The following is a 25,581-nucleotide window of genomic DNA, read 5'->3' as shown; positions in this document are numbered from 1 at the left end:
GCTCAGGTCGCCGGTCCGCGAGCACCGGGTGCCGACTACGTCGCGGCGTTGAAACCGATGTCGGCGATGGACGATTGGTTCTTGCCACCGGAATTGCTCAGGCCGGTGATCCACACCAGGACGTTCTTGGTGGGTCCCTCCGACTTCACCGGGATCTCGGTGACACCGTTGCCGAGGACCTTCGAACCGAGCACCTGCGTCTGGTCGAGGGTCGGGTTCTCCGACGGGGCGCTGCGAATCTCGACGTTGGTGCCCGGTGTCGGCGAGTTGATCCACACGCTCGACAGTGTCGCCGGCTCGTCCAGCGTGACCATCAGGCCCACACCGTTCTTCAGCGCGGGGAACGGCTGGAAGTACGAGTCGGTGCTCCACACGGTGGACGTGTTGCCGTCGACGGCCAGCCGGGCGTTCGCGGCCGAGTCGGGGGTGCCCTGCGGCGAGAACACCGTCGCCCCCGAGGGGCTGACCGGCGCGACGTTCGCCGCCGGGGCGGGCGCGGGGGCGGGGGACTCGGGGTTGGGCGGGGCCTCGGCCGACGTGGTGAGCCCGAAGTCCTGTTCGGTGAGCGGCGCGTCGGAACTACTGCCCGTGAGGAACGTCGCGAGCCAGAAGCCCAGGAGCGCCAGCACGATGATCGTGACGACCGCGAGGCCCACGAGCGCCGCGATCATCCGGTTGGACTTCTTCTTCTCCGCCTCCAGTGCTTCCGGGTCGGCGAGAGCGTGACCGGTCGTGCCGGGGGCCCGCTGCCCGAGCCGCAGCACGGGGATGAATTCGGTCTTGTCGTTGACGACGGACGCCTGGTCGAGAATGTGCTGCACGGTGGCCGCCGTGCGGATTCCCCCGTTCGGCTCGAGTGAGCGCAGCGCCACCGCGGAAATCTCGAACGGGACCTCCGGGCGGATCACCCGCGGTCCGATGGGCTGCCCGCTCGAGTCGCGGTCGGCCAGTCGCATACCGCCGACGCTGCCCGGACGGTGCGAACCCGACGGGTCACCCGCGGGAGCGGACGGGTCGCCCAGCGGCCAGCGGGCGGTGATGAGGGCGTAGAGCATGGCGCCCAGTCCGCGCACGTCGGTACTCGAGTCGGAGTCGGCGAGCGTGGCCGGGAACGCCAGCACGGCATCGCCGTTGATGCTGATACGGACGCGGTCGGGGTGGTCGATGGACAGTGCCCCACCGGCCCGGTGCGCGGTCTCGGCGGCCGCGGCGAGTGCGCGGATGGCACTGGCGGCGCCGATCGGAGACGGCTTGGTGTCGGCCATCTCCCGCAGCGAGCGTCCCGGGGTCCACTCGGCGACGACGATGCCGCCGGAGCTACCGCGGACCACGTCCAGCACGCGGGCGAGACCGGGCGAGTTGATCCGGCCCAGTCGCAGGGTGCGCGACAGAATGGCTTGCGGGCCTTCGGGACCGGCCGAGGTGGAGCGCTGTTCGGCGTCCACGAACGTCAGCGCCACCTCGCGGTCGAGCTTGACGTCGAGTGCCTGCCAGAACTGCAGTCCCCGCGAACCGCCGTGCGGTGTCAGCAGGCGGTACCGACCGCCCGCGACGGACGCGCCGGGAATGAGCTTGGGGCCACGGGGAGTACGACGCGGGCCTGCGCCGGGCTCACGTCCGGGTGCGGGGGTGATCGGGATCACTCCGGTGTCGTAACTGAGATCCCGTGCGGGGGCCGCGCCCATGTGACGTGTGTCTCCGCGCGATTCGCCGGAGTCTTTGGTGGGAGTCTTCGGCGCAGCCTTCGTCTGCGCATCCGCAGGATCTCCGGTCTCCTTGCTCTGCCCCGTTTTCGGAGTGTCTGCGGAGCCCGCGGACGTGTCTGCGTCCTTCTTCTGCGGTGCGGCGGCGCCGGCCTGCTTGCCGGACTTCGCGGAGTCGGTGGAGGCCGACTCGGACGAGATCCGGGTGGTCGGGGCGTCGACGCCGTTGGGGGCGGCGGCCGAATCGCGTTCGGACGCTTGCACCGTAGAACCTCCGGCTCTCTTGCTGCCGGCCACGTCGTCGTCGCTCACCCTCACTCCTTCATTCTCGAATGCCCAACTCCGACCAGTACCGGGCGGCGATCCGACCCGCTCGTGTCCAGGGTACGGGAGTCCACCGGGTCGTTCGATACCACGCGGCTGTCCCCCGAAGTCGTGCGGTGTGGCGCGGACCACGGGAATCAGTTCTGTTTCGGCTTCTGCGAGCGGGTCAGCCTCCGGTTCCGGTGCGGCGCCGCGACCGCGCAGGGCGCGAACCTTGCGGGCGACGGCGACGGTGATGGACACGATTTCGGGGATCTTCGCGAACCAGAGGATCACGAAGGTGACGACGAGCATGAGGACGCCGCTGATCATGACCCGGACCATCGAGCCCGGACCGCCGAACAAACTGGTGAGCCGGTCGAGCCCGAGGAGGCGGTCGGCGCCGAGCATGACGAGCGCACCCGCCATCGACGCGAGCACCACCACCCACACCGTTTTGCCGACGTTCGCCATCTGCAGGTTGCCGAGACTGCGGTGCAGCAGCCAGCCCCCGACGAGCGCGCCGGTGATGTAGCCGAGGCCGTTGGCCACGCCGAGCAGGATGACCACCTGGTCGTCGCTGGAGGCGATTATCGGGGTGAGCGCCGACAGCGCGATCTTCACCGCGGTGATGCCCAGGACGATCCACGTCGGGGTCCAGGCCTGCTCGCGGGCGTAGAACACGCGGAGCTGGATCAGTACCAGGGAATAGGGAATGAGCGTGAACGCGGACCAGCTGACGGCCTGGCCGAGGCGTTCGGCGTCACCGGTCCCGAAGTTGCCGTACCCGTAGAGCGCCTGGCCGATCTCGGGGCCGGCGAACGTGAGGAACGTGATGATCGGGATGAGGGAGATCATCGTCAGGCGGGTGGCGACGGACAGGTCGTCGACCACGGCCGGGGTGTCGTCGGCGGCGGCGTTGCGGCTGAGTCGCGGCATGATCGCCGTCAGCACCGTCACGCCGAGCACGCCGTACGGCAGCTGCAGCAGGAGCCACGCGTTGTTGTAGATCGCGGGACCCGACGCGTCCGCGTGTGACGAGATGCGGGTGGCGACGATCATGCCCGCCTGGCTGATCAGCACGTACAGGATGATCGCGACGGCCATCCCGCCGAACTGCTTGAGCCGGTCGTCGAGGCCCCACAGCGGTTTCAGCGAGATGCCCTCGCGCCGGATCGCGGGCACCAGGCTCATCGCCTGCACCACGACACCCAGCGTGACGCCCACACCGAGGACCAGCAGTTTCGGGTCGCTCATCCGCACCGGATCGAGGGTGATCTCCCCCGGTGTCGCGTAGTAGATCACCAGCACGGTGAGCATCACGACGTTGTTCAGCACCGGAGCCCAGGCACCGGGTTTGAACACCTGCCGGGTGTTGAGGATGGCCGTGAGCAGCGCCGACAGTCCGTAGAACAGGATCGCGGGCAGGAGGAGATAGGACAGAGCTGTGGTGAGGGACGTGTTCACCTTGCCGTCGGCCGACAGGAAGACGTGGGTGGTGAGTACGGGTGCGGCGGCGGTCGCCAGCAACGCCGCCGTGCCGAGCAGCACACACGTGGCGGTGAACAGGCGTCGCACGAACGCCGCACCCTGATCCGGGTCCTCACGTTCGGCGCGCACCAGGACGGGCACCACGATCGCGGTGAGCACCGCTCCCAGCACGAGCTCGGAGATCATGTTCGGGATCTGGCTGGCGACGGTGAACGAGCTGGCCACCGACCCACCCAGCAGCGTCAGGACGAGGAGCTGCTTGGCGAATCCGGTGATGCGGCTGACGAGCGTCGCCACCGCGATCGAACCGGTGGACGCCAGCAGTCGCGAGTTGCTCTGCTTCTGCGGCGCGGTCGAGGGCCCGGAATCCCGGACCGGAGGCGGCGAGGGGTCGACCCGGATGGCCGCGAACTGCACCGTCGGTGCCTCGTCCGGCCGGATTTCCCGAGCCCAGTGGTCCCGCTCCCACGGGGCGACCCGGGGATGGGAGCGATCGGGAAGCCTCTGGCCCCTACTGGGCAAGTTCCCGGTCATGAACGTTCGTACCCTTCGTCAGCTGGATCCGGCTGGCCGCGGAATCGATGCCACAGCCGGCGGCCGGCGAGGAACAGCAGCAGAGCACCCGCGCATGCTGTCAGTATCGCCAACGCCTGCCCGTACGCGTTGGACCGTACCGTCACGCTGGTCGGCTCTCCCAGTTGCTGTCCATCGGCGGTGGTCAGAGAGAATTGGACGACGAGCTTGCGGGAGTCGTTGGCCTCGGTGGGAACGGTGAGGGTGCGACTGCCCCGCGGGGGCAGCGTGGTGGGGCCGATGTCGGTGATGGTCATCCCCGACGGCGCATCCACCTGGAGACGGACGGTGATCCCGACCGGCAGGTCGTTCCTGGCCACCAGCAGCAGCGGGCTCTGTTCCGACGCCAGCGTGTAGACGCCGCCCGGCGACACGACGGTGACTGCCCCGAACAGGTCGTCCATGGTTTCGGCCACCTCGTCGGCGCGCACGTCGGACGCCTCCTCCGCGGACCGCCGTTCGTCGTCGCGGCGATGCGCGAGGCTCATCGAGCGCAGCAGGTCCTCGCGCAGCGGTGCGGTGAAGCGTTCCGGGGTGAGCGGGGCCTGCGGGTCGTCGACCAGCGCGGCGTTCAGTGCCTCGATGCGGGGTGTCTGCGTGCCGGCGGCGTCCCGGATATGGGCGGGGACGCCGTCCTCGGCGGCCTGATCCGGGTACTCCAGGGTCGCGACCTCGGGTGATCCGGGCTGGCGTCCCAGCATCGCGGGCAGCGGCCGGGGCGTCGCCAGGCCCGAGCGCATCAGCGAGGAGACCGTGGACAGCAGTGTCTTCGCGTCCTCGGCGCCCGCCGTCCAGAGCTGCGGCGGCACCACCATCAGCGAACGCGGGGTGCCGGCAGCCCGTGCGGCCTCGGGTTCGAGGGCAGACCACGACACCGCACCGAGCGCGTCCTGCAGCCGGGCGGTCTGCGAATCGTCCGAGAGGTCGTACCGCGCGCGCTGCGGGGTGTACGAGGGGGTCTGCGGTGTCGTCCCCATGGCCGCGAGCGCCGTGCCGACCGAGGGATCGAACAGCAGCGCGTCGACGCTTCCGGTGGCCGCGGGCGTCTCGGTGGCCGCCGGGGTCGTCTCCCCGTTCGCGGGAACGGGCGCGGGGGGCGGTGTGGCCTCGATGACGTGGGCGCTGTCGCGGGGTGTCGTCGTGTCGACGGAATTGGCGGCCACGAGCGTGGTGGTCGCCTCGTCTCCGCGGAGCATCTGCGCCGTCGCGTCGTCGAGCACCCCGGCGTCGCTCCACACGAAATTGCGCAGCGACGTGACACCCAGAGCGTTGTCGACGATGTCCGCGGGGGCTTCGACGGCGGTCGCGGACAGGTCCGGGTTCGCGACCTCGGTGATCGCGGACAGGTCGGCCTGCGCGAACGGCACCGACGTGGTGCACATGGACGCGGCCAGCGACCGGGCGCGGTCGAGCCACGCCGACGCGGCATCCTTACCGGTGCCCTCGTGCGCGGAACCGGTGGGATCGGACGGGTCGTCCACCACCAGATATCCGCGCGTCATGTTCTCGACGGTGATCAGCAGGTCCGGGTCGACGGCCAGGCACATACTGTCCCGGAGCGTGTGGTCGCGGTCGACGCTCTCCCGGGTGGCGAACTCCACCGCGCCCAGCAGTTCGTCGAGGCGGCCGCCGTCCGCGAGCGACGTCGCGAGGTCGTCGTCGACGAGACGGACCGGTTCGGTGACGGAGCCGGGCACCCCCGCCGCGAGCCGGGGCCGGTCCGCGAGCGGCCACAGCATGGTGACCGCGACGGGACTGGAGATGTCCGGGGGCACGGCCGGCGTGCCGGGGACCCCGAACACGGGAAGCAGGAAACGGGCGTCGTCGAGACGCGCCGCCCCGCCGTACTCGGGGGTGCCGTTCACGTTCACCATCAGCGGATACACGCCGGGTTCGGTGATGTCGAGGGAGATGTCGGTGTCGGACCGCAGCGGCAGCGACAGCGTGAACTGCTTGCTCTGCCCCTCGTCGAGGCGGCCCGCGACCGTGTCGAACATGCCGACCGTGTCGTACCGCGACTGATCGAGGGTCAGAGACGTACGGAGGCCCTCGCTGCTCGCGACGGCGGGGGCGCGCTGCAACCGCACGCTGACGTCGCGGACCGTGCGGTCGCCGACGTTCTTCACCGAGCCCGTGACGGTGACGAACGGGTCGCTGGTGGTGGTGACCGTGGACGGCGTGACGTTGTCGATGTGCAGTTCGAGGAACTCGGGGTCCTCGTCGACCGTCTGGGTCCCGGCGCTCTCGGGCGGCACCGGGTCCTGGGCCGCCGCCACCACGGTGCTGGTGGGAGCCAGAACGACCGCGAGTGCGGTCAACGTCACGGCACCGACCCGACGCAAAGCCATCCTCATCCGGCGTCTGGCCCCTTCTGGAGCTTCAGGTCGGGGGCGGTCGGAGTGGTAGTCATCTTGGAGATCAAGTCACCGGCGATTTCTGCGAGTTTCCGTTCGTCTGCGTAGGCCAGGCGTGATCCCAGCTCGGCGAGCGGCACCCACGCTACCTCGGTGACTTCCACGTCTTCGTCCGACAGTTCCCCACCGAGGCATCTCAGCAGATAGTGGTGGACGGTCTTGTGGACCCGTCGGCCCTCGGTGACGAACCAGTAGTCGATGCTGCCGAGCGACGCGAGGACGGTGCCCTGGATGCCGGTCTCTTCTTCGACCTCACGCATCGCGGTCTGTTCGGCGGTCTCGCCCTGCTCGATGTGTCCCTTGGGCAGCGACCACAGCAGCCGCCCGCGTCGGTCGGTGCGTCCGATCAGCGCGGCGCACAGATTCTCCCGCGGTCCGCCGAGACCGTTGACGACGAGCCCGCCCGCCGAGGTTTCGCGAACCGTCCTCATGTGGGGTTTCGCGGGTTTGCCGACGGCGCCGCGCCGCCGCGAGTTGCGGCGACTCCTGTTCGCACGTTCGGCAGCAGACACCCCATCGATAGTAGTTGGCTTTGCCGTCTCCACCGGAACGCCGCACCCGAACCGAGACGCTTCGTGACACACCTGTGGTGAACCGAACGGCGAGGTGACAGCGTGTATGCGTATCTCGCTATTTGCGCACCTCGGTAAGCTTCCTGGACGTGACTGCCCCTTCTCTCGACGACGAGCGCCGTACGCGACTGCTTGCCGGCGCCGCGGTGACGCTGCGCGAGCTGTCCGAAGTCCTGACGCCGCTCGGTGAGAGGTTCGCTGCCGCCGGTCACGAGTTGTACCTGGTGGGGGGCAGTGTCCGGGACGCGATCCTGGGCCGCCTCGGCACCGACCTCGACTTCACCACCGACGCTCACCCGGAGCGGGTGCAGAAGCTGCTGTCCGGCTGGGCCGACAACCAGTGGGACACGGGCATCGAGTTCGGGACGATCAGCGCCGCCAAGGCGGGCCAGCAGATCGAGATCACGACGTATCGCGCCGACGCCTACGACCGGGTGTCGCGCAATCCGGTCGTCCAGTTCGGGACGAAGCTCGAGGACGATCTGGTTCGGCGCGATTTCACGGTCAACGCGATGGCCGTGCGGATCGGTGCGGACGGATCGCAGGACTTCGTCGACCCCCTGGGCGGCATGAACGCCCTGCTGGCCGGGGTGCTGGACACGCCGTCGGCGCCGGAGAACTCTTTCAACGACGACCCGCTGCGCATGTTGCGGGCCGCCCGGTTCGTGTCACAGCTGGGGTTCACGCTGCACGAGCGCGTGCATCAGGCCATCGTCGACATGGCGCCGCAGATCGAGCGGATCACGGCCGAACGCGTGCGGGCCGAACTCGACAAGCTGATTCTCGGCGAATTCCCGATCGACGGCATGAACGTGATGTGCGAGACGGGTCTCGCCGATTTCGTGCTGCCCGAGGTGCCGCAGATGAAGCTCGAGATCGACGAGCACCACCAGCACAAGGACGTGTACTGGCACTCGCTGACCGTGCTGAAGCAGGCCGTCGACCTCGAGGACGGCGACCCCGACCTGGTGTTGCGGTGGGCGGCGCTGCTGCACGACATCGGTAAACCGGACACGAAGCGCAACGAGCCGGGCGGTGGTGTGAGCTTCCACCACCACGAGGTGGTCGGCGCGAAGATGGTCCGCAAGCGGATGCGGGCGCTGAAGTATTCGAAGCAGATGGTCGACGACGTGTCGCAGCTGGTGTTCCTCCACCTGCGGTTCCACGGCTACGGCAAGGGTCAGTGGACCGATTCCGCTGTGCGCCGGTATGTGACCGATGCCGGCCCGCTGCTGCCGCGGCTGCACAAGCTGGTCCGCGCCGATTGCACCACCCGCAACAAGCGGCGGGCGGCCGCCCTGCAGGCGACATACGACGACATCGAGGAGCGGATCGCCCGGCTCGCCGAGCAGGAAGACCTCGCGCGGGTGCGCCCCGACCTCGACGGCAACGCGATCATGGAGTTGCTCGGCATTCCGGCGGGCCCCGACGTCGGGAAGGCGTGGAAGTACCTCAAGGAGCTCCGGCTCGATCGCGGCCCCCTCAGTCGCGACGAGGCCGAGGCCGAACTGCTGTCGTGGTGGGCCACGCAGCAGGGCTGACCGAGCGTCGATCCGCTCGGTTCTCCTTACTCCGCTTTCGGGCGGCCACTCACCTGAAGTGACGACAGTCACACGACCTGGTTGTTTCTGCCTCGACATCACCACCGTGCCCGGGCCCGGGTGCGAGAGACGTCACCGAACGCTCACGGGGGTTAATCCCGACGAAACACGGTTCACGGCAGCATTGATACAGGTCGTGAGCCGGGTGGACAGGCTGCGACCGTGCAGGTGAGGAGCTAGTCGATGCAGCAGCAGAAAGCCGGGACTTCCACAGTGAAGACCGCCTGCTCGTACTGCGGTGTCGGCTGCGGCATGGTGCTCGAAGTCGGGATCGATCCCGAGACCAATGCACGCCGCGTGCTCAAGGCGTCCGGCGACAAGGACCATCCCACCAACTTCGGGCGGCTGTGCACCAAGGGTGCGACGAGCGCCGAGATGCTGGTGGCCGGTGGCCGGATGGAAACCGGGTACGTCCGCGACGAGCGCGGGGAAGCACCCACCTCGATCGAGGTCGGCGCCGCCATCAGCGAGACCGCGCGCCGGCTGAGGGAACAACTCGACGAGCACGGACCGGACGCCCTGTCCTTCTACGTCTCCGGTCAGATGTCCATCGAGGCGCAGTACCTGATCACCAAGCTCGCGAAGGGCTTCGTCGGCACCAACCAGATCGAGTCCAACTCGCGGTTGTGCATGGCCAGTGCGGGCACCGGTTACAAGCAGTCGCTGGGCGCGGACGGTCCGCCCGGGTCGTACCAGGACTTCGACAAGGCCGACGTGTTCTTCGTGATCGGCGCCAACATGGCGGATTGTCACCCCATCCTGTTCCTGCGGATGATGGACCGCGTCAAGGCCGGCGCCAAGCTGATCGTGGTCGACCCGCGTCGCAACGCGACGGCCGACAAGTCGAACCTGTTCATGCAGATCGCGCCGGGCACCGACCTCGCACTGCTCAACGGCCTGCTGCACCTGCTCGTGACGAACGGGCACACCGATCCCGAGTTCATCGCCGAGTTCACCGAGGGCTGGGAGGTGATGCCGGAGTTCCTCGAGGAGTACACCCCCGAGAAGGTCGCGGAGATCACCGGCATCCCCGAATCCGACATCCGTCAGGCCGCGCAGTGGATCGGTGAGGCCGAGAACTGGATGAGCTGCTGGACGATGGGGCTCAACCAGAGCACCCACGGCACGTGGAACACCAACGCGATCTGCAACCTGCACCTGGCCACCGGTGCGATCTGCCGTCCGGGCAGCGGCCCGTTCTCCCTTACCGGTCAGCCCAACGCGATGGGTGGCCGCGAGATGGGGTACATGGGTCCCGGCCTGCCGGGGCAGCGGTCGGTGCTCGCCGCCGACGACCGGGCGTTCATCGAGGATCTGTGGGAGCTGCCGGAGGGGAGTATCCGCACGGAGGTCGGCACCGGAACCGTCGACATGTTCGAGCGGATGGTGGCGGGTGACATCAAGGCCTGCTGGATCATCTGCACCAATCCCGTTGCCACCGTGGCGAACCGGCGGACGGTGATCGAGGGTCTCGAGGCCGCCGAGCTCGTGATCACGCAGGACGTCTTCCTCGACACCGAGACCAACGGTTACGCCGACATCCTGTTGCCCGGGGCGCTCTGGGCGGAGTCGGATTCGGTGATGATCAACTCCGAGCGCAACCTCACCCTGTTGCAGCAGGCCGTAGATCCGGTGGGTCAGGCACTGCCCGACTGGCAGATCATCGCCCGCGTCGCGTGCGAGATGGGATACGCGGACGCGTTCACCTACGACTCCTCGGAGGACGTGTTCGAGGAGATCAAACGCACCTGGAATCCCAAGACCGGCTACGACCTTCGCGGCATCACCTACGACCGTCTGCGGGACACACCGGTGCAGTGGCCGAGCCCGCCCGGCAACCGCACCGATCGCAACCCCCTCCGCTACGTCAACGACGGCGTGAGCCAGAACCTGCTGTCGGCTCCCGACGGTTCACTCCCCCGCCTGGCGTTCGCCACCGCGAGCGGCAAGGCCGCGTTCTTCCCACGCCCGCACATGCTGCCCGCCGAGATGCCCGACGACGACTACCCCTTCGTCCTCAACACCGGTCGCCTGCAGCACCAGTGGCACACGATGACGAAGACGGGCAAGGTGGCCAAGCTCAACAAGCTGAACTCCGGCCCGTTCGTCGAGATCAATCCCGCTGATGCGCAGAAGCTTTCGATCGCCGACGGCGACAAGGTGGAGGTGGCGTCCCGGCGCGGTCGCGCGGTCCTTCCCGCCGTCGTCAGCGACCGCGTCCTCGCCGGCGGGTGTTTCGCCCCGTTCCACTGGAACGATTCCTTCGGCGAGTACCTCAGCATCAACGCCGTCACCAACGACGCCGTCGATCCCACGTCCTTCCAGCCGGAGTTCAAGGCGTGCGCCGTCTCCCTGACCCGGGTGGCCCCGGTGTCGACGCCGGAGGCCCCGGAATCCGGCGGGGCGCTCACGCTCGCGCAGGGTTCGCCCGCCGCGGAGATGAGTCGCATCCTGGGCCTGGACGACTCCGCCTCCCCCACCTTCGACGAACACGAACGCATGTACCTCGCCGGGCTGCTGTCGGGGCTGCAGTCCACCGAGATCCAGGGCGTTCCGGTCCTTCCGCGAAGCGCACCGATCTCCGGGTCCAAGCGAGTGTGGCTGGACGGTCTGATGGCGGGGCTGTTCTCCCGTTCCGACGTTCCGCAGAGCGTCGTGGTGCCGGACGCGAACACTGAATCGGTACAGCACCCCGTGGTGGTGGTGTGGGCGTCGCAGACCGGCAACGCCGAGGAGTTCGCCGCCGAATGTGCCGAACAACTCGAAGCGGCCGGGCACGGCACCCGCCTGATGAGCATGGACGACTACGACGTCGCGGGCCTCGCCGACGTCCGCGACCTCCTGATCATCACCAGCACGTTCGGGGACGGCGACGCCCCCGACAACGGCAGCAACTTCTGGTCCGCGCTCAGCAGCGACGAGGCCCCGAAGCTGTCGCAGACCCGTTACGCCGTGCTGGCTTTCGGCGATTCCAACTACGACGACTTCTGCGGGCACGGCAAGCGGATCGACGCCCGGCTGGAGCAGCTGGAGGCGAAGCGTCTCACCGAGCGGGTCGACTGCGAACCCGACTACGAGGAGCAGGCACGTCAGTGGCTGACCCAGGTCCAGAAGCTGGTCCGGGAGCGTGCGGCGGCCGACGGTGCGACCGTGGTGGCGTCCGCACCCGCGCCTGCCCGGCCCGCGGCGAAGAAGGCGGCGACGTTCACGCGGAAGACGCCGTTGATCACGCGGCTGACGAAGAACATTCCGCTCAGCGCGGCCGGATCGTCGAAGGACGTGCGGCAGTTCGGTTTCGAAGTGAGCGATCCGGATTTCACCTATGAGGCGGGCGACGCTCTCGGTGTCTGGCCGACCAACAGCGACGCCGTCGTCGACGAGTGGCTGAAGGTCACCCGGTCGATCCCGGACACGCCCGTCACGTTGCCGGACCTGCCGGAGATGACGCTGCGCGAGGCGCTGCGCACGAAGCTCGAGATCACGAAGGTGACTCCCGAGCTGCTGCGGTTCGTGCAGAGCCGCACCCAGGACACCGAGCTGGCGCGGCTGCTGCGCCCGCAGAACAAGATCGCGCTCCAGCAGTGGCTGTGGGGGCGGCAGTCGATGGACGTGCTGGCGGAGTACGGGGTCGACGCCGACGCCGACGAGTGGCTGAGCGTTCTCAAGCGCCTGCAGCCGCGGTTGTACTCGATCTCGTCGAGCCCCAAGGTCGATCCGGGTGAGGTGCAGCTGACCGTCTCCGCGGTGCGCTACAACCACGAGGGCAAGAACCGCTCCGGGGTCTGCTCGACGTTCCTCGCCGATCACTGCGACGAGGCCGACGTGCCGATCTTCGTGCAGAAGTCGGCGCACTTTCGTCCCCCGCAGGCGGCCGATGCACCGATGATCATGGTCGGTCCCGGCACCGGCATCGCTCCGTTCCGCGGATTCCTGCACGAACGCCGGGAATTGGGTCACACGGGCAAGAACTGGATGTTCTTCGGTGAGCAGCACGAGGCTACCGACTTCTACTACCGCGAGGAGATGGAAGCTATGCACCGCGACGGATTTCTCACCCACCTCGATGCGGCGTTCTCCCGGGACCAGCGGCAGAAGATCTATGTGCAGGACCGCATTCGCGAGCACGGCGCCAAGCTGTGGGGCTGGATGCAGGAGGGTGCGTCCCTGTACGTCTGCGGCGACGCCAGCCGCATGGCGAAGGACGTCGACGAGACGGTCCGTGAGGTCGTCCGCACGCATGGGCGCCTGGACGAAGAGGACACCGAGCTGTACATGAAGCAGCTCGCGACCGACAAGCGCTACGTGCGCGACGTGTACTGATCCGCATCTGCGGAGAGGCGCACTTGATCAGTCCGTATTTGCCGACATAGGATGTCGGTCATGACGCATGCGCGGACAATTCTCGGATGACGGGTATCCGGATACGACAGGCAGCAGAACTGCTCGGCGTCAGCGACGACACGGTCCGGCGGTGGATCGACAACGGCAGTCTCGCGGCGGAGAAGGACGAGTCGGGCCGCAAGGTCGTCGACGGCCCCGCGCTCGCCGAGTTCGCGCGCGCCAACGCCTCGAAGTCGCCCGATCTGCTCGGATCGGACTCCTCGGCGCGTAACCGATTCACCGGCATCGTGACCGCGGTGGTGATGGACAAGGTGATGGCCCAGGTCGAGATGCAGTGCGGGCCTTTCCGCGTCGTATCCCTGATGAGCAGCGAAGCCGTCCGCGACCTCGGGCTCGAGCCCGGCAAGGTCGCGGTAGCCGTCGTCAAGTCGACCACGGTGATCGTCGAAACACCGGGAGGAGTTTCATGAGGATGTCCTGGCGGCGGGCCACGACGGGGGCTGCTGCGGCCGCACTCGGTCTCGGTCTTCTCACCGGTTGCGGTTCGAACGACGACAGCGGAGCCTCGGGTTCGGCCGAGGCGGCGTCCGCGTCCGCGCAGGGGGGCGGCATCACGGTGTTCGCCGCGGCGTCGCTGAAGGGCACGTTCACGGAACTCGGCCAGATGTACGAGACCGCGAACCCCGGATCCCACGTGGAGTTCAGCTTCGCCGGATCCTCCGACCTCGCCGCTCAACTCGACCAGGGCGCCTCGGCCGACGTATTCGCGTCCGCCGACACCACCAACATGACGAAGGTGGTCGACGCCGGACTCGTCGAGGGCAGTCCCGTCGACTTCGCCGCCAACACGCTGACCATCGTGACGGCACCCGGAAACCCCAAGGGCATCACGTCCTTCACGGATCTGAACCGTGAGGGGACGCTGGTGGTCACGTGTGCCCCGCAGGTTCCGTGCGGTTCCGCGACGCAGAAGGTCGAGTCCGCGTCGGGTGTCGACCTCAGCCCGGTCAGCGAGGAGTCGTCGGTCACCGACGTGCTGAACAAGGTGACGGCCGGTCAGGCCGACGCCGGACTGGTGTACGTCACGGACGCGGCGAGCGCGGGTGAGAAGCTGACGGCCGTGGCGTTCCCCGAGGCCGCGCAGGCTGTGAACACCTATCCCATTGCGACGCTGTCCGCTTCGAGGGCGCCGGACGCGGCGCAGGGCTTCGTCGACCTCGTCACGGGACCCGACGGCCAGGCAGTGCTGGCGAAGGCAGGGTTCGCCCAGCCGTGATCCGGGCGGCGCGCGTCAGAGTCCCGTCCGGGCTTCCGGGCTGGATCTTCGTTCCGGCGGCACTGGGCGGACTGTTCGTCGTCCTGCCACTGTTCGCGATGCTCGCGAGCGTCGACTGGTCGCGGTTCTTCCAGCTGGTCACGTCCGAATCCTCGCTCGCAGCGCTGGAACTGAGCCTGCGGACCGCAGCCCTGAGCACCGTGCTGTGCGTCCTGCTGGGGGTTCCGATGGCGGCCGTGCTGTCGCGCAGCAGTTTTCGCGGACTGCACGTGCTGCGGTCGCTGGTTCTCCTGCCGCTCGTGCTTCCACCGGTGGTCGGGGGTATCGCCCTGCTGTACACGTTCGGTCGGAAGGGCCTCATCGGGCAGCACCTCGAGGTCGCGGGCATCCACATCGCGTTCACCACCACGGCCGTGGTGCTCGCGCAGACGTTCGTCGCGCTGCCGTTCCTGGTGGTGAGCCTCGAGGGTTCGCTCCGCACCGCAGGCAGCCGGTACGAGCACGCCGCCGCGACGCTCGGTGCGAGCCCCACCACCGTCTTCCGGCGGGTGACGCTGCCGCTGGTGCTGCCCGGGCTGGTGTCCGGGGCCGTGTTGTCGTTCGCGCGGGCGCTCGGCGAGTTCGGGGCGACACTGACGTTCGCGGGCAGTCTGCAGGGCGTCACGAGAACCCTGCCGCTCGAGATCTACCTGCAGCGTGAGACCGATGCCGAGGCGGCCGTGGCGTTGTCGCTGGTGCTCGTCGTGGTCGCGGTGCTCATCGTGGTGGGTTCGCGGGGCTGGGCGTCGAGGGCTGCAGTATGACCGGCCTGAGCGTCGAGGCGCGGGTGGATGCGCGTGGCGTCGACGTGGGGTTCGACCTCGGCGAGGGCGAGGTGCTGGCGGTGCTCGGGCCGAACGGTGCCGGTAAATCGACGGCACTCTCGGTGGTCGCCGGCCTGGTTCGCCCAGACTTCGGACGCGTCGAACTGAACGGTCGCGTGCTCACCGACACCGCCCGGGGCGTCGCCGTGCCCCCACACCGGCGCGGCATCGCGCTGCTCGCACAGCAGGCGCTGTTGTTCCCGCATCTGACGGTGGCCGCCAACGTGGCATTCGCCCCGCGCAGTGCCGGCCGGGGACGTCGGGAGGCGCGGGCGATCGCCGAGAAATGGCTGGACGCAGTGGATGCGACGCAGTTTGCCGACCGCCGTCCGCACGAGCTGTCCGGGGGGCAGGCTCAGCGGGTCGCGGTGGCGCGGGCCCTCGCGGCCGAACCCCAGGCCCTCCTGCTCGACGAACCCATGTCAGCCCTCGACGTGGCCGCGGCGCCCGCCCTGCGCGTCCTGCTCCGACGGGTGCTGCGGGAGGGCGACCGGACCGCCGTCGTGGTCACCCACGACATCCTCGACGCGCTGGCGCTGGCCGACCGGGTGATCGTCGTCGAGGGCGGTCAGGTGGTCGAATTCGGTTCGGTGCGAGACGTGCTGACCCGCCCCCGCAGTGCGTTCGCCGCGCGGATCGCCGGGCTCAACCTCGTTCCCGTGTTCGGGGCGCAGGACGGCTTCGAGACCGAGACCGGTGTTCGGCTGCACGGTCTTCCCGACGCCGATTTCGTGCCGGGTGCGCCGGCGGTCGCGGTGTTCGCTCCGCATTCGGTGGCCGTCCACCGGCGCTCTCCGGAAGGCAGTCCGCGCAACGTCTTCCGGGTGTCCATCTCGGAGATCGAGGTGCGTGGGCCGACGGTCCGGGTGCGCGCGGCCGAAGCCGGAGGCAGGTTCGAACTCAGCGCCGATGTGACGGCGGCGTCCGTCGCGGAACTCGATCTGGTGCCGGGGCTGGATGTGTTCTTCGTCGTCAAGGCCACCGAGGTCGCCCTCCATGCCGTGCGTACTTGTTAACCACGGGCGGTTGACAAGTACTCACGGGTGCAGGGACGCGTGCATCAGGTAGACGTTGTAGCTGTCCCACTCCGAGATCGTGAAATACAGATCCTTGTCCGTCGACCACGGATGCATGAAGCCGCCGTACGCCATCGGGTAGTCGGCCGTGTCGACGAGCGTCGCGCCGTCCGACCACACACCCTGCGGGCTCGACGACCGCCGCAGGATGATCGAGCCGCCGACGGGCTCGAGGTAGCTCATCAGCCAGGTGCCCGCGGCCGCGTCGTAGCGGACGGACAGTTCGCTGGCCACCCCACCGACGATGGGGGTCGCGAGGCGCTGGGACACGGGGGTCCAAATGCCGTCCGACCAGTACTGGTACGACGTGGTGTTGAGGACCTGATCGACCGGCACCCGGGCCAGGCCGATGGTGCCGATCCTCCCGTTGGGGGTGCCGAACATGTACACGTAGTCGCCCTGCGGCACCATCGCGGACACCTGGAAGCGGGCGCCGAAGATGTTGTCCCACTTGGCGTGCTGGTCCTTGGTCCAGGTCTGCCCGTTGTCGTCGGAGTACGCGATGCCGCCGTAGTTCGTGTACCACATACCGGGGACCATGCTCCAGCGCTTCACCGACATGTAGCTCAGGTACTGACGGTCACCGATCGCGAACCCCGACGTGGGGATGGTGGTGGTCTCGAAGTTGTTGATGTGCCTGCTGTCGATGATCTCGGCGGCATGGCACCGGCTGTCCTGGACCATGCTGTCGATGGTCATGCCGTCGGACAGGTCGGTGTCGGTGCTGTGGCCGAGAACGTTGCTCCGCCAGTCCTCGCCGAACGCGCCGGGCGGAGCCCAGTCCTTGCCGAACGTGTCGCCGAACGCGACCGCGACCTCACCGGGTTTCGTCTCCCAGGTGATGCCGAGGTCGGTGCCGTCGACCTGCCAGCGCTTGTCCGTGCGGTTCTCCGAACCGCGGCCCGTCAGCTGCGACACCAACCGGACGTCGCCGACCTCCGGTTTCGCCACGGGTGCGGTGAGGGAACCACGTTCGGCGGGGTTGATCTCGACGGGAGGCGCCGGCTGCGGTTCGGGTCCGGGGCCGCCGGGAACGGGGATGGGAATGGTCTCGGGACGCGGATCGATCGAGATCTTCGGGATGGTCAGCGCACTCGAGCCGGACGAGCCCGACGACCCCGCAGAACCCGAAGCCCCCGCGGAACCGGAAGAGCCTGCAGAACCCGAGGACCCGGGCTCGGTCTCCGGTTCGTCGACCGGATCGGTGAGGTCGGGGCACGGGTCCGCACACGGGTCGGCGGGAAGGTCCTGGGCGACACGCGTCTGGTCGGCGGTCGGTCCGGGGACCGGCACCGGCACGAAGTCGGGGTACGGGATCGGGATGCTCACGGTCGGGGGAAGGGGCGGCAGCAGTGGGCCGCCGCCCGGACTCGGAGGCTCCTTTGCCGGGTTGAACCCGGTCTCGCCGCAGGCATTCACCGGCAGCCACGGAGTGGTCTCGGCCGCGGCGGGGGCGGCGGTGAAGCCGATCGTCGCGGCCACGACGGCCGCGACGCACAGCGGCACTCCGGCCACAGACCATGACTTCTCGACCACGGGACCCCTCCAGATCGGTGGTCGGAGTAACGGTGGACCGACCTGCACGTTCGGGTTGAAGATAACACCCGGCGACGGCATCCTCAGCGCACGAGCCCGGCCCGTCCGGTCACAGTGCGGTCTCACTGTCGCACAGGAGATTTTCATCGGGCGTAGGTGGAACCGGTACTACCGGACCATTGACGTCGGTGCCGAAGCCGGGCACAGTGGGTTGGGATTTCAAACTAACCGAGTGTTCGACGAGGAGAACGCATCATGACCGATCTGACCCGGGAGGCGGCGAGCGCCTTCGTCGCCGCTGCCGGCCTGGAACTCGACGAGGTGTCGGGGACCAAGGTCGTCGGCCACATCGACCTGTCCGCCGACCACCACACACCGTGGGGAGTCGTGCACGGCGGCGTCTACACGACGGCGGTCGAATCGGCCGCGAGCATCGGTGCGAGCACTGCCGTCGCCGACCGTGGTGAGTTCGCGGTGGGTGTGCACAACGGAACCGACTTCCTGCGGGCCCGCACCGAGGGACGGGTCGACGTGGTCGCGGTGCCCATCCAGCAGGGTCGGGTGCAGCAGTTGTGGTCGGTGGTGATCACCGCGACCGACACCGGCAAGGAGGTGGCCCGCGGTCAGGTGCGGCTGCAGAACGTGCCGATGCCGGGGTCGAAATAGCTCGGTTGTCAGGCGGGTTCGCGTCGGGAGTTGAACAGGACGCCGAGCAGTCCGAGTCCGTAGACCGCACCACCCGCCAGCACCAGCCCGAGTGACCGGCCGTCGGGGGCGATCACGAGGGAGGCTGCGGCGATCGACGCGATGAAGGCCACGTTGAACACCGTGTCCTGCAGGGCGAACACCTGTCCGCGGCGGTCGTCCTCGATCTCGATCTGCATTGCCGCGTCACCGGTGAGTTTGATGGACTGCCCGGCGAATCCGAGGAGGAGCGCACCGCACAGCAGCGACGCCTGCGTGAGCGTCGCGACGAGTGTGCACTGCACGACGAGGGCGAGGATCAGGCCGCCGACGATGGTGCGGGACCGTCCGACGCGCGGAATCAGGAACGGCGTCGAGATCGCCGCCAGCAGCATGCCCGCGGCGGTGGCGCCGACCGCGACACCGAAACCGGCCAGACCTCCGGGCAGGGCGCTGACGGTGGCGGTGTCGCGGAGCACCAGAACCATGATCAGCGTGTTGACACCGAAAACGATCCGGTGCGTGCCTATTCCGATCATCGCCGTCGTGACGCCCGGTGACTGCCACACGGCGACCGCCCCGTTGCGCAGTCCGGCCGCGACGGCGTGGACCGCACCGTATTCGGGTTTCTCGTCGGCGTGCGGGCCGAGCAGCCGATGGTGGAAGCGCGACGCCGCGAACGCGGCCACCGCGGAACCGCAGGCGGCTGCCGCGACGGCGATTCCCGAGCCGCGGTCGCCGGCGCCCACGAGGGAGATGATGGCGACGGACGTCGCTGCTCCGAGTGCGGCGACGACGGAGCCGGCGGTGGCGAGCACCGAATTGGTGGCCACGAGCCAGGACCGGTGCACCACTCGCGGCAGCGCCGCCGAGACTCCCGCGAGAACGAACCGGCTCACGCCGATGGCGGCGAGGGCGAGGAGGAGCAGCGCGGACTCACCGGTCCCGGTCTCCAGCAACACGGCGGTCAGCAGAATCAGCAGTCCGCGCAGAACATTCGCCCACAGCAGCACGGCGCGGCGGTCCCAGCGGTCGAGGAGCGCGCCCGCGTACGGTCCGATCACCGAGTACGGGAGCAGCAGTACCGCGAAACCGGCGGCAATCGTGACGGGATCCGTTGCGCGCTCCGGGTTGAACAGAATTGCGCCGCCGAGTGCCGTCTGGAACATGCCGTCGCCCAGCTGACTGGCGAATCGCACCGTCGCGAGACGGGCCAGCCCGGGCGACCGCCGGAGGGTGTACGCCGTTCTGCGCCACGCCTCGCGCCGGTTGCCGAGCTGTTTCGCCATTCACAGGACCCTATCCGGCGGCCGCGATCGACCTGTCCTGCCACCACCGGACGGTCTCCTCGGCGGCACGGTCCAGCGGGGTCGGGGTCAGCCCGAGCCGGGCCTCGCTCTCGGACGAGTCCATCACGAACGGCCCCTCGAACTGGTACAGCATTTCGGCCAGTTCGCGGCTCCCCTGGTGCACGAGCCCGCCGCCGCGGATCACCCAGCCGGGCAGGGTGCTCACCTTCGGGGCGGGAACCCCGGCGGCCTTCGCATAGGCCTCGACCATCTGCCGCTGGGTGACGGCCGGGACCGTCGGTGCGTGCAGCACCGAGTTCCACAGCGCGGGGTCGTGGGCGGCGACGATCATCGCGGCCGCGAAGTCGGGAACGTACGTGAACGAGTGGGGCAGGTCGGCGGAACCGAGGACGCGCATCGTCTTGCCCGCGAGGACGACGGGCACCATGCGCTCGCCGGCGTGCGCGTTCAGTACCTGCGGTCCGAAGAAGTCGGACGCGACGACGCTCACGGTGGGGGTCGAGGACTCGGCGCGGGCCTTCAGCAACCGGGTCCGGATGCCGCGTTTGCCGGAGTCGGCCGACCGCGGCGTGTGCTCGGTCATCGGCTGGTGCGACGTGTCGTAGGAGTAGAGGCTCTCGGGGAACACTACGACGGCGCCGACGCGGCCTGCGGCCTCGAGCACGGTCTGCTCGGCGGCGGGGAGTTCGCGCTCCCACGCGTCCGCGCTGTAGGCGGCGTGGATGCAGTGGTAGACGGCGACTGCTCCGTCGAATGCCTCACGCAGTGCGTCGGCGTCGGAGACGTCGACCTTCCGCCGCTCGATCAGGGGATGGTCCGGGCCGCTGCCCGACCGCGTGAGGACCCGCACCTGGCGCCCTTGCTCGGCGAGCTGCAGGGCGACGGTCCAGCCGACGGGTCCTGCTCCGGTGACGATCTCGATGTTCGACATGTCCGCTCCTGCTGTGTGAGTCGATTTCGGAGATTCGAGAGCACTGCTCTCTGTCTGATTCGAGAATGCTCCCTCTCGACCTCATTGTCAAGAGCACTGCTCTCCTTTGTTGACACCGCTCTCTGAAATTGCCACCCTGGACCCCATGCCAGGAACACCACGGGAGCGCGCCCGCGAACAGACGTTGCAGGACATCACGAGGATCGGACGCGAACAGCTGGCCGCGGTCGGCGCCGCGGCACTGTCGCTGCGGGCCGTCGCGCGGGACCTCGGCGTCGTGTCCTCCGCCGTCTACCGGTACGTCAAGAGCCGCGACGAACTGCTGACGCTGCTCGTCGTCGACGGATACAACGAACTCGGCGATGCCGCGGAGGCAGCCGTCGCGTCCGCCGCCGAACCGCGGGAACAGTTCCTGGCACTCGGCCGAGCGGTGCGCGAGTGGGCGCTCCGCGAACCCGCCCGCTACGGATTGCTGTTCGGCAGCCCGGTTCCCGGCTACCACGCGCCCGGCGAGGAGACCACGACTCCGGGGACGCGGGTGATCTACGCCCTCGTCGGAATCTTCGACACCGCGTTCCGGGCGGGCAAGCTCGAGGCGGCCGCGGCGGCGCCCATCGACGACCAACTCGCGGCAGACCTCGACCGCATCCGCGCCGAACTCGGACTCACCACCCCCGACCCTCTGCTCGCCCGCGGCGTGCTGGTCTGGTCGGCTCTGTTCGGGGCGGTGAACTTCGAGGTGTTCGGGCAGTACGGAGCCGACACGTTCACCACACCGGGGGCACTGTTCGAGCACCACCTCGCGGTTCTGGCCGAGACGGCGGGGCTGCCCGCGGCGTAAAGCGGCGAACCGGACGCAGGTCGCGTCCTCCGTCACATCGCGTCCGCCGCGGTGGGATGATGTTCAGGTGGCGCACGCAGAAGAACCCGAAGATCGAACGGCGTCGACGGAACCGGTGGTCCGGCCCGGCAGCCTGTTGGTCTCGTCCACAGATCTCGTCGAACCCGCATTCCGTCGCACCGTGATCTATGTGATCGAGCACAACGACGCCGGCAGCCTCGGCGTGGTCATCAACCGTCCCAGCGAAACCGCGGTGCACGACGTGCTGCCACAGTGGGCACCGCTCGCCGCGCGCCCCTCCGCGCTGTACGTCGGCGGCCCCGTCAAACGGGACGCCGCACTGTGCCTGGCGACACTGCGCACCGGTGCGCAGGCCGACGGTGTCGCGGGTCTGCGCCGGGTCCACGGCCGCGTGGTGATGGTGGATCTCGACTCCGACCCCGAGGTCATCGCCCCGCTGGTGGAGGGTGTCCGGATCTTCGCCGGCTACTCCGGCTGGACGTACGGCCAGCTCGACTCCGAACTCCAGCGCGACGACTGGATCGTGATCTCGGCGCTCGCGTCGGACGTGGTCGCTCCCGCCCGGGTCGACGTGTGGGCGCAGGTGCTGCGCCGGCAGCCGCTCCCCCTCGCCCTGCTCGCCACTCACCCGATCGACGTCGAGCGCAACTAGCCGACACACCCCGCGCACGTCCCTGGACTGTCGGGGACGGGTGGTATCAACAGAGGTGGGGAACGAAGTGAGGAGGACAGCACACGTGATCGACACCTGTCACGGAACACTGATCGTGCACGCGCTCTACGGAGCAGAGTGCACGGACGAGTCGTGCGTCGAGTTGTCCGAGGTCCGGCACGCACTGATCATCGACTGCGACGAATTCGGCGACTGCGTGTGCTCGGCGGAGTTCGCCGAGCAGCTGCGTCACGCATCCTGAGAATCCACCTCGAGCGTCACCCCGACCTCCGACAGGCGTCGGCGCAGCTTCGGAAGATGGCTGCCCGGCCAGTACAGCTGCGCACAGTCCCGGCACCGACTGAACTCGTGTTCGTTGCCCGCGACGCCCGGTGGTGCCTCGGCGAGCGCCTCGGCACGGGGAACGGGCGCGAGAAGGCCGTTGCACCGCGCGCACCGCGTGAACGGTGAGATTCGCGACCGAAGGTCGAAGCGGTCCAGCACTTCCCGCAACTGCCTGCGTGGGTCCGTTTCGTGCAGGAACGCGCCGTGGGTGAGCGCCGACCTCTTGAGTAGGCCGGTGTCCCGGGTCAGGACGATGCGATGCTCGGACAGGGAGATGTCCACCAGTTCCGGGTCGGCGAAGTCGTTGCGGTAGCGGGTGTCGAATCCCAGCAGGCGGAGGTAGCGAGCGAGTCGGCCGAGATGCACGTCGAGCACGAACGTCGGGTCGCGCAGCGGTCGGGGACGCAGTTTCGTGACTCCGGTCAGCTCGAGTCGTTCGAACATCGGGTACACGGCGACCCGTTCGCCGCCGCGCAGCAGGTGCGCGAAATCGACCGACACTTCGTCGACGAGGATCAGATCCACCTCGGTGTGCGGGACGCCCAGCGCCTCGATCCGGTCCTTCACCGACGGGGTGCCGTCGAATTCGTGCTCGAACGTGTGCTTGCGCCGTACCGGCGGCAGAAAGTCGTTCAGCTCCTCGTAGAAGCGGAACTCGCAGTGACGAAGTGGCTCGGGCATCGGCATTTCACATCTCTCATGCCACAGTACTGGCCGACTCCTCGCGGCTGCGCCTCGAATACTTCTGGATCAGCGGGAAGAGCACGAACGTCGCGGCGAACACGACGGAATGCAGCCGCCAGTGCTTCAGTCCCTTCAGCGCCTCCTGCGGCGACAGCCGCGCGCCGTACAGCAGGAACAGGACGCCGATCGCGATCCGGGTGGCCCACTCGAGCACGGTCTGACCGGTCCCCGACACGGGGAAAACACTCCCCAGGATCGCCACGGCGACGATGCCGAGGACGAACCCGTCGAGGTGGAACCGGCTGAGAAATTTCACGGCGTCAAGGGTAGAACGGCGTGGTCACGACCCTTCGTGCGGACGCTCAGCACCGCGAGGACGCCGCACAGGACGGCGCCGATGATCGCGAGTTCGATGATGGCGACGTGCATGCCCTGGACGGTGATGGCGATGCCCGCGCAGATGGACGGCGCGGCGAGACCGACGTAGCCGACGGTGAAGAACGCGGCGAGCGTCCCGCCCTGGGCGTCGGGGGCGTGCTCCGCGGCGGCGGCACCCACCGCGCGCATCGCTCCGGCGAACGAGAGTCCGTGCCCCACACCGACGATGACGGTCACGACGCACAGCAGGGCGAGGGACGGCACGAAGTCGACGACGAGCAACCCGATCATGCCTGCACCGACGGCACCGATGCCCAGGGTTCGGCAGAGCACGGTTCCGAGCCGGTTGGCCACGAGTTGCGCTGTCACCGAGCAGATCATGACCAGTGCGGCGGCACCGCCGGCGACCACGAGGTTGTCCACGCCGAGCAGGCCGATGATCCACGTCGGGACCACCGACTGGAACAGGCCCACGGCGCCCCACGACAGGGCGACACCGAGGGAGGACAGCCAGAACACCTGGCGGATGGGTGCGGGGACGTGCGGGACCTGGAACAACTGGGTGGGGTGGGACTGCCCGCCGGTGGGTGCGGGGAGCAGCAGCACCATGATCAGCGCGGGCAGCAGAGCCAGCGCGAACAGCACGTACGGCAGGACCAGGGCGTGCGGGAGATACTGCGCGACGGCCCCGCCGAACAGCGGGCCCAGCGACGCACCGAGTGCGGTGGTGAGGGTGGCGGCGAGACCCGCGCGGCGGAGGTTCCGGGCCGGTTCGTGCTCGATGAGGGCGGCGGATCCGGCGGCCGAACACGCACCGACGGCGATGCCCTGGGCGATTCGGCCGAAGAACAGCCAGATGGTCGAGTCGGCGAACGCGAGGACCACGGCGCCCAGCAGGCTGAAGGAGATGGCGGCCAGCAACACGAAACGGCGTCCGAGTGCGTCGGACAGCGGGCCGAAGAACAGCAGCGAGGGAAGCAGTCCGGCGACGTAGACGGCGAATATCAGCGTCTGGACCAGCGGAGTGAATCCGAACTCGTGGCGGTAGAGCGAGTACAGCGCCGTGGGGATGTTGGCGCCGAGGAGCAGCACGACGAGGAGGTAGTTCAGGCCGTGGAAGTGGCGGCTGGTGGTGCGGGCGGTGGAGGTCGGGACGGTGTCGGCATGAGCGGTTGACGTGGACGTGTGGGGTCGCCTCCTCGGGCTGTCCGAATACATGGGACGTCCTACGTAGTTTAGGCGGGCCGGTCGTGAGTCGCGAGCCAGCGAGGTGTGAGGATGAGTACATGACAGTGGTTCGGCGCGAATCCGCGTATCAGCAGTCCCTGGACTGGATGCGTGGCCAGATCGCCCAGGGCGACTGGACGGTGGGCGAGCGCATCCCGACGGAACCCGAACTGATGACGCTGCTCGGGGTCGGGCGCAACACCGTGCGCGAGGCCATCAAGACCCTGACGTCGACGGGCATCCTCGAGATCCGGCGCGGGTCCGGGACGTTCGTGCGGGCCCGCACCGACATCGGCGGGCTGCTCGGGCGGCAGGTCGCGGTCGCCGAGATGCTGAACGTCTTCGAGGTCCGGCGGGCGCTCGAGACGGAGGCCGTCCGGCTCGCGTGCGGTCGCCGCACCGACGACGACCTGCGGTCCCTGTCCGCGCTACTGGACGAGCGGCAGCGAACGACGGATCAGCCGTCCCGGTTCGCGGACGCCGACCTCGCGTTCCACCTCGGGGTCGTGGAGGCCGCGCACAATCCGGTGCTGTCCGACCTGTTCGCCGGGATCCTCGAACCCACCCGCGCCACCTACGACTTCACCGAAGGCGTCCACCCCCCGTCGCTGACCACCGACGACCATCGCGCCGTCATCGACGCGATCGCCGCCCGCGACGAGGACGCCGCGGTCCGGGCCGCCCTCGGCTACCTCGACCGCGTGCTCGACGCGGTGCACCAGGCGTCCCGCCCGTGAGTGGTTAGCGAGTCCCTGCACT

General features: G+C 68.7%; 19 protein-coding genes and 1 pseudogene. 11 read left to right on the top strand and 9 right to left on the bottom strand.

Translation table 11 applies throughout. From position 1 onward, the window contains the following. Window positions 1-35: 35 nt before the first annotated feature. From murJ to ACLIVD_RS36830, 3 genes are all read right to left on the bottom strand, one after another. A complete protein-coding gene (gene murJ / locus ACLIVD_RS36840; RefSeq protein WP_491932969.1) occupies window positions 36-3,914 on the bottom strand; it encodes a murein biosynthesis integral membrane protein MurJ in 3,879 nt (1,292 codons plus the stop codon). A 113-nt stretch (window positions 3,915-4,027) separates the two neighbouring features. Then, window positions 4,028-6,418 (bottom strand): DUF6049 family protein, encoded by a 2,391-nt coding sequence (locus tag ACLIVD_RS36835; RefSeq protein ID WP_491931694.1) that lies wholly within the window; start codon window positions 6,416-6,418, stop codon window positions 4,028-4,030. Window positions 6,419-6,420: 2 nt separating this feature from the next. Next, window positions 6,421-6,996: an NUDIX hydrolase gene (locus ACLIVD_RS36830; RefSeq protein ID WP_005572816.1), complete on the bottom strand. Its 576-nt coding sequence runs from the start codon at window positions 6,994-6,996 to the stop codon at window positions 6,421-6,423. 149 nt (window positions 6,997-7,145) lie between these two features. On the opposite strand from ACLIVD_RS36830, the gene ACLIVD_RS36825 reads away from it, so the two are divergent. From ACLIVD_RS36825 to ACLIVD_RS36800, 6 genes are all read left to right on the top strand, one after another. Further along, window positions 7,146-8,597, top strand: a complete 1,452-nt coding sequence (locus tag ACLIVD_RS36825; RefSeq protein WP_011596241.1) for a CCA tRNA nucleotidyltransferase — start codon at window positions 7,146-7,148, stop codon at window positions 8,595-8,597. A 243-nt stretch (window positions 8,598-8,840) separates the two neighbouring features. Continuing rightward, complete coding sequence (locus ACLIVD_RS36820) at window positions 8,841-12,977, top strand: bifunctional nitrate reductase/sulfite reductase flavoprotein subunit alpha (protein WP_491931693.1); 4,137 nt, start codon at window positions 8,841-8,843, stop codon at window positions 12,975-12,977. A gap of 86 nt (window positions 12,978-13,063) precedes the next feature. Further along, on the top strand, window positions 13,064-13,468 hold the full coding sequence (locus ACLIVD_RS36815; RefSeq protein ID WP_280783047.1) for a TOBE domain-containing protein: 405 nt from the start codon (window positions 13,064-13,066) through the stop codon (window positions 13,466-13,468). Next, window positions 13,465-14,274, top strand: a complete 810-nt coding sequence (modA, locus tag ACLIVD_RS36810; protein ID WP_491931692.1) for a molybdate ABC transporter substrate-binding protein — start codon at window positions 13,465-13,467, stop codon at window positions 14,272-14,274. Before ACLIVD_RS36815 ends, modA begins: the two co-directional genes overlap by 4 nt. Further along, window positions 14,271-15,077 carry an ABC transporter permease gene (locus ACLIVD_RS36805; RefSeq protein ID WP_491931691.1) on the top strand — a complete coding sequence of 269 codons (807 nt, stop codon included), beginning with the start codon at window positions 14,271-14,273 and terminating at the stop codon, window positions 15,075-15,077. Before modA ends, ACLIVD_RS36805 begins: the two co-directional genes overlap by 4 nt. After that, the gene (locus ACLIVD_RS36800) at window positions 15,074-16,153 is read left to right on the top strand and encodes a sulfate/molybdate ABC transporter ATP-binding protein (RefSeq protein ID WP_280783045.1); all 1,080 of its coding nucleotides are present in this window, start codon (window positions 15,074-15,076) and stop codon (window positions 16,151-16,153) included. Before ACLIVD_RS36805 ends, ACLIVD_RS36800 begins: the two co-directional genes overlap by 4 nt. A gap of 21 nt (window positions 16,154-16,174) precedes the next feature. On the opposite strand, the gene ACLIVD_RS36795 is transcribed toward ACLIVD_RS36800, so the two are convergent. Beyond that, complete coding sequence (locus ACLIVD_RS36795; protein WP_491932968.1) at window positions 16,175-17,728, bottom strand: glycoside hydrolase family 183 protein; 1,554 nt, start codon at window positions 17,726-17,728, stop codon at window positions 16,175-16,177. Between the two features lie 276 nt (window positions 17,729-18,004). Here ACLIVD_RS36795 and ACLIVD_RS36790 point away from each other — a divergent pair, with 276 nt between their 5' ends. Then, window positions 18,005-18,415 (top strand): PaaI family thioesterase, encoded by a 411-nt coding sequence (locus ACLIVD_RS36790; protein WP_009476716.1) that lies wholly within the window; start codon window positions 18,005-18,007, stop codon window positions 18,413-18,415. An 8-nt stretch (window positions 18,416-18,423) separates the two neighbouring features. Here ACLIVD_RS36790 and ACLIVD_RS36785 read toward each other — a convergent pair whose 3' ends face one another. Together ACLIVD_RS36785 and ACLIVD_RS36780 are read right to left on the bottom strand one after the other, a co-directional pair. After that, window positions 18,424-19,722: an MFS transporter gene (locus tag ACLIVD_RS36785; protein ID WP_491931690.1), complete on the bottom strand. Its 1,299-nt coding sequence runs from the start codon at window positions 19,720-19,722 to the stop codon at window positions 18,424-18,426. Window positions 19,723-19,732: 10 nt separating this feature from the next. Continuing rightward, window positions 19,733-20,674, bottom strand: coding sequence for an NAD-dependent epimerase/dehydratase family protein (locus ACLIVD_RS36780; protein WP_491931689.1), 942 nt, complete (start codon window positions 20,672-20,674; stop codon window positions 19,733-19,735). Window positions 20,675-20,819: 145 nt separating this feature from the next. Here ACLIVD_RS36780 and ACLIVD_RS36775 point away from each other — a divergent pair, with 145 nt between their 5' ends. The 3 genes from ACLIVD_RS36775 to ACLIVD_RS36765 all read left to right on the top strand — a co-directional run bounded on the left by ACLIVD_RS36775 (window position 20,820) and on the right by ACLIVD_RS36765 (window position 22,450). After that, complete coding sequence (locus ACLIVD_RS36775) at window positions 20,820-21,515, top strand: TetR/AcrR family transcriptional regulator (protein WP_280783042.1); 696 nt, start codon at window positions 20,820-20,822, stop codon at window positions 21,513-21,515. 67 nt (window positions 21,516-21,582) lie between these two features. Continuing rightward, window positions 21,583-22,188 carry a YqgE/AlgH family protein gene (locus tag ACLIVD_RS36770; RefSeq protein ID WP_009476712.1) on the top strand — a complete coding sequence of 202 codons (606 nt, stop codon included), beginning with the start codon at window positions 21,583-21,585 and terminating at the stop codon, window positions 22,186-22,188. Between the two features lie 85 nt (window positions 22,189-22,273). Beyond that, the gene (locus ACLIVD_RS36765) at window positions 22,274-22,450 is read left to right on the top strand and encodes a hypothetical protein (RefSeq protein ID WP_174233816.1); all 177 of its coding nucleotides are present in this window, start codon (window positions 22,274-22,276) and stop codon (window positions 22,448-22,450) included. Here ACLIVD_RS36765 and ACLIVD_RS36760 read toward each other — a convergent pair. The 3 genes and pseudogenes from ACLIVD_RS36760 to ACLIVD_RS36750 all read right to left on the bottom strand — a co-directional run bounded on the left by ACLIVD_RS36760 (window position 22,438) and on the right by ACLIVD_RS36750 (window position 24,813). After that, on the bottom strand, window positions 22,438-23,220 hold the full coding sequence (locus ACLIVD_RS36760) for a Mut7-C RNAse domain-containing protein (RefSeq protein ID WP_280783040.1): 783 nt from the start codon (window positions 23,218-23,220) through the stop codon (window positions 22,438-22,440). The two genes, ACLIVD_RS36765 and ACLIVD_RS36760, sit on opposite strands and share 13 nt — an antisense overlap. A 61-nt stretch (window positions 23,221-23,281) precedes the next feature. Next, a pseudogene (locus ACLIVD_RS36755) lies at window positions 23,282-23,533 on the bottom strand (bile acid:sodium symporter); the annotation flags it as partial. Further along, window positions 23,530-24,813 carry an MFS transporter gene (locus ACLIVD_RS36750; protein ID WP_491931688.1) on the bottom strand — a complete coding sequence of 428 codons (1,284 nt, stop codon included), beginning with the start codon at window positions 24,811-24,813 and terminating at the stop codon, window positions 23,530-23,532. The gene ACLIVD_RS36750 and the pseudogene ACLIVD_RS36755, both read right to left, overlap by 4 nt. Window positions 24,814-24,881: 68 nt before the next feature. On the opposite strand from ACLIVD_RS36750, the gene ACLIVD_RS36745 reads away from it, so the two are divergent. Beyond that, window positions 24,882-25,559: a FadR/GntR family transcriptional regulator gene (locus ACLIVD_RS36745; protein WP_283352350.1), complete on the top strand. Its 678-nt coding sequence runs from the start codon at window positions 24,882-24,884 to the stop codon at window positions 25,557-25,559. The last annotated feature ends 22 nt before the right edge of the window (window positions 25,560-25,581 follow it).

This window comes from Rhodococcus sp. G6(2025), assembly GCF_058628105.1.
Note: the sequence above shows the minus strand (reverse complement) of the source record. Positions and strands in the feature narration are given on the sequence as shown.

Bases quoted from the DNA above. Each gene is read 5' to 3' on its own strand.
- ACLIVD_RS36745 (WP_283352350.1), top strand. From the start codon at position 24,882: ATGACAGTGGTTCGGCGCGAATCCGCGTATCAGCAGTCCCTGGACTGG.
- ACLIVD_RS36775 (WP_280783042.1), top strand. From the start codon at position 20,820: ATGCCAGGAACACCACGGGAGCGCGCCCGCGAACAGACGTTGCAGGAC.
- ACLIVD_RS36785 (WP_491931690.1), bottom strand. From the start codon at position 19,722: ATGGCGAAACAGCTCGGCAACCGGCGCGAGGCGTGGCGCAGAACGGCG.
- ACLIVD_RS36790 (WP_009476716.1), top strand. From the start codon at position 18,005: ATGACCGATCTGACCCGGGAGGCGGCGAGCGCCTTCGTCGCCGCTGCC.
- ACLIVD_RS36820 (WP_491931693.1), top strand. From the start codon at position 8,841: ATGCAGCAGCAGAAAGCCGGGACTTCCACAGTGAAGACCGCCTGCTCG.
- ACLIVD_RS36760 (WP_280783040.1), bottom strand. From the start codon at position 23,220: ATGCCGATGCCCGAGCCACTTCGTCACTGCGAGTTCCGCTTCTACGAG.
- ACLIVD_RS36780 (WP_491931689.1), bottom strand. From the start codon at position 20,674: ATGTCGAACATCGAGATCGTCACCGGAGCAGGACCCGTCGGCTGGACC.
- modA (WP_491931692.1), top strand. From the start codon at position 13,465: ATGAGGATGTCCTGGCGGCGGGCCACGACGGGGGCTGCTGCGGCCGCA.
- ACLIVD_RS36800 (WP_280783045.1), top strand. From the start codon at position 15,074: ATGACCGGCCTGAGCGTCGAGGCGCGGGTGGATGCGCGTGGCGTCGAC.
- ACLIVD_RS36835 (WP_491931694.1), bottom strand. From the start codon at position 6,418: ATGGCTTTGCGTCGGGTCGGTGCCGTGACGTTGACCGCACTCGCGGTC.
- ACLIVD_RS36750 (WP_491931688.1), bottom strand. From the start codon at position 24,813: ATGTATTCGGACAGCCCGAGGAGGCGACCCCACACGTCCACGTCAACC.
- ACLIVD_RS36815 (WP_280783047.1), top strand. From the start codon at position 13,064: ATGACGGGTATCCGGATACGACAGGCAGCAGAACTGCTCGGCGTCAGC.